The sequence below is a fragment of the Microcystis sp. M090S1 genome (genome assembly GCF_020246295.1).
Lineage (GTDB): Bacteria > Cyanobacteriota > Cyanobacteriia > Cyanobacteriales > Microcystaceae > Microcystis > Microcystis aeruginosa.
Window position 1 is genome coordinate 1 of sequence record NZ_JADBTF010000504.1, and the last position, 2,947, is coordinate 2,947.

Here is a 2,947-nt window from a genome sequence, read left to right on the forward strand (position 1 = left end):
GCGTTGGGTTTCATGCTTCAACCCAACCTACGTTCATCTTATATTTAATTCCACCCACCCACTTAGCAAGTTATTAAACCTGTTCGTTATCAATCATGGAATCCCCTAGTGCGCCTAAATGAAATGTAAAATATTTACCACCTCTATTCTTGGATTCGCCAGTTGTACTGCCTCTCCGTTCACGAATCAAATAGGCGGATTATATTGCTAGAACTAAAAAAAGCGGGTTGAACCCCGCTTGTCATCAAAAACTAAGCCAACTTAAAGGCATCTCGCCAACACCAGCGCAACAGGGTAAAAGCTATCAAACCTTTAACCACTTCTAGAAACCAATAACCAATCTGCAAAGACATCATTTCTCCCGACATTCCCGACGCAGTAACGGGAGCTAGTAAACCCATAGCGCTCAGATTGGGAGTGAGAAAATAGGTGTAAATTAGGGTGATTACTAAGAGAACACCGGCGAATAGAAGCGATCGATGTTCGGGGAGATGGATTAAGGTATGATAGCGGTGGAAGACAACAAAGCTACACAGCACAATCGCCGCACAAACTAATTCCAGATGGTTAAAAATGCCAAATAGCAAGTAACCAGCACTGGCAAAGCCATTTTGTGTCATCATGCCAGCTACGGATAAGCTGGGGAGAATGATTAAATCGATGACGAAACTGGCACTTAACCAGAAACCGAGAACAACCATGGCTAGGGTTGTCCAATTAAACCAAGACCGATAACGCTCAACAAAAGTTTTCATTAGGCTTGCTCCTCCTTGCCTTTATAATTTAATTGTAAAGAGCGTTCGCCAAAATTTTGGCCAGTTTTTTGGTAATTCTTAGCAATTCTTATCAATTCTTATAATATCAACTTAGTTTTCCGGAAGGACAACCAAACAATACCGCTCTTACCTCTAGATTTGGCTACCCGCTCGGCGCAGAATTGTAAAGATTTATCAACAAGTGTTTATAAAAACCTTTAAATATTGACCAAGGTGACGATTCTAGACTTACCCTGAAACAATAACTGACTATCTACGGGTTTACTGTTATGGATAAGGATTTTCGTAACTATCGCATGGTTTGCACCCTCACCTTCGGAGATATTTACGGACAAATAATCGTTTGGTTAATCGTTATTTTTCTTACTCTCGCTTCCACTCTAGCTCTTTGGAGTAGCACTAGACAAATTTTCGCCCTCGCTACCGTGGGGTTAGTCGTCGTCCTCTCTTTGCCTTTTTTACTCTTTGCTTTCGTTACTACCCTCCTCAATCATATTGAATTCGTTCCCATCGAAGCGGAAACCAACATTCGTCGTGGTCCTGTCCCCGGAGTTAGCGGCAGCCGTGTACCCGCAGCCAGCTAAATCCGACCAAATCCCCAATCAATAATCTAGAGACGTTGTCAGCAACGTCTCTAGCAGTTTTTGCCCTTGTTTGCGTCGGGGTTTCTCGTTCTAGATTTTTGTTAATTTTTGTAAATTTAACTTGTTTTTAAAACCTTTTTCTGTTAGGGATTATCCAAAGAAAAATAGATGAAAGAGGCAAATCGTCAAGAGAATAATCTTGTTTGCTGCCTGATCCCGGTCAATGATAAATTTTAAAATACCTAGTCTTTTACATTTTCCCAACTCTCGGAGTGATCCCCGATGTTAAAAAATCTCTTTGGTGGCAAAAAATCTGACTTTTACCTAGAACTAAAAGAAACCGATGGTGAACAAAAAGCGACAGCAACCACGGCAGCAGCCGCGCCTGTTGTGGAAGCGCCTGCCCCTGCTGTGGAGTCTGCTGCCGCCCCCGTAGCCGAGAAAAAAGCCAAAAAAACTTCTGTTAAGAAAGAAAAGCAAGTAAAAGAAACTCCCGCCGCTCCTGTGAGCGCACCGGCCCCCGTAGCCCCCACTAACGGTAAAGTAGAGCCGCAAGAAGTGGAATTTGCGACAAAATACTTGATTACTCCTAGTCTGTCTCGCCGTCGCCCTGGTCCAAGTTTGAATGGTTTCAAAGACATGGCGCGCAAAGCGAAACTACCTGCTAACCGCGGCTAAATCCCCCCGGGATTGCTTTCTCAAAAAAAAAGGAGAGCTTTCTTTGACTCTCCTTTTTCATCAGGGTGCATCTACTGACTCAAGTGTAGCAGAGAGTTTTTTTAAGGTTGGTTATTTAGGTTACTCCCTAGAGTATTTTGGCGATAATTATCACCTGTCTTCTTGGGCAATTTTTAAAACCTAGGACTAGGTTGGCTGGTGGACGGGTGCAAAATCAGCATTCATATTCTTGATTCGGCAACGCCATTAGGGATTAACTTTCGCCGCTCGGATTAGCCAACCGATTACCCCACCCGTAACACCACTGAGGATCGAACTGAGCGAAGCGGTGATCACCACTACTCCGATCTGTTTCCAGTTTTTCAATTCCCCGACTTTTTCGGCGAGATCGGTGGTTTTCCCCGCCGCGTTCTCTATAACTTTAACTCGATCGCTTAAACCCTCTATCTTCGCGTCTAGGGTTCGGATATCGCCTTTAATTTCCGACTGCCCTAACTCTAAATTCTTCTGTCCGTTTTCTATGGTGGTTAGTCGGTTTTCCAGGGTGGTTAGTCGGTTTTCGATCGCCTTTTGTCCGTTGGCAATACCGATGATTAAATCCTCTAATCTTTTTAAATCTTTTTCAGTGGCGGCTGTCATCAGTTAAACTCCTCTTAGTTGAATTTTTCTTGCCCAGATTCGATACTTTATTGATTGCGGATAACTTTCTCATCGGAAATTTTGGGTCTGAAACCCCGCCGTTCTAGGTTGGCTTTACGTTAGAATTAAAAGGCCAGTCTCGAAAACCAAGTGGACGGCGCAGCACCTTGAAAACTCGGCTGAGGGGGTCCCGACCAGAAAAGCTTGGCCGGGTAAAAAGTCGCGCGCAACAAGTACAAGAAGCTATAGGCGGTCAACGTACCGTGGGAC

General features: G+C 44.0%; 4 protein-coding genes. 2 read left to right on the forward strand and 2 right to left on the reverse strand.

Features of this window, described 5'->3' with window-relative positions; translation table 11 throughout:
• Positions 1 to 251: 251 nt before the first annotated feature.
• Positions 252 to 755 (reverse strand): hypothetical protein, encoded by a 504-nt coding sequence (locus IM477_RS22195; protein ID WP_002792980.1) that lies wholly within the window; start codon positions 753 to 755, stop codon positions 252 to 254.
• A gap of 290 nt (positions 756 to 1,045) precedes the next feature.
• Between IM477_RS22195 and IM477_RS22200 the strand changes: the two genes are divergently transcribed.
• Together IM477_RS22200 and IM477_RS22205 are read left to right on the forward strand one after the other, a co-directional pair.
• Positions 1,046 to 1,360, forward strand: a complete 315-nt coding sequence (locus IM477_RS22200; protein ID WP_002735918.1) for a hypothetical protein — start codon at positions 1,046 to 1,048, stop codon at positions 1,358 to 1,360.
• 282 nt (positions 1,361 to 1,642) lie between these two features.
• Positions 1,643 to 2,038, forward strand: coding sequence for a hypothetical protein (locus IM477_RS22205; protein ID WP_287733510.1), 396 nt, complete (start codon positions 1,643 to 1,645; stop codon positions 2,036 to 2,038).
• 246 nt (positions 2,039 to 2,284) lie between these two features.
• Here the strand turns inward: IM477_RS22205 and IM477_RS22210 are convergent, their stop codons facing one another.
• Positions 2,285 to 2,677 (reverse strand): hypothetical protein, encoded by a 393-nt coding sequence (locus tag IM477_RS22210; RefSeq protein ID WP_287733512.1) that lies wholly within the window; start codon positions 2,675 to 2,677, stop codon positions 2,285 to 2,287.
• Positions 2,678 to 2,947 lie beyond the last annotated feature (270 nt).

Excerpts from the sequence above, each read along its gene's own strand:
- IM477_RS22195 (WP_002792980.1), bottom strand. The coding sequence starts at position 755 with ATGAAAACTTTTGTTGAGCGTTATCGGTCTTGGTTTAATTGGACAACC.
- IM477_RS22200 (WP_002735918.1), top strand. The coding sequence starts at position 1,046 with ATGGATAAGGATTTTCGTAACTATCGCATGGTTTGCACCCTCACCTTC.
- IM477_RS22205 (WP_287733510.1), top strand. The coding sequence starts at position 1,643 with ATGTTAAAAAATCTCTTTGGTGGCAAAAAATCTGACTTTTACCTAGAA.
- IM477_RS22210 (WP_287733512.1), bottom strand. The coding sequence starts at position 2,677 with ATGACAGCCGCCACTGAAAAAGATTTAAAAAGATTAGAGGATTTAATC.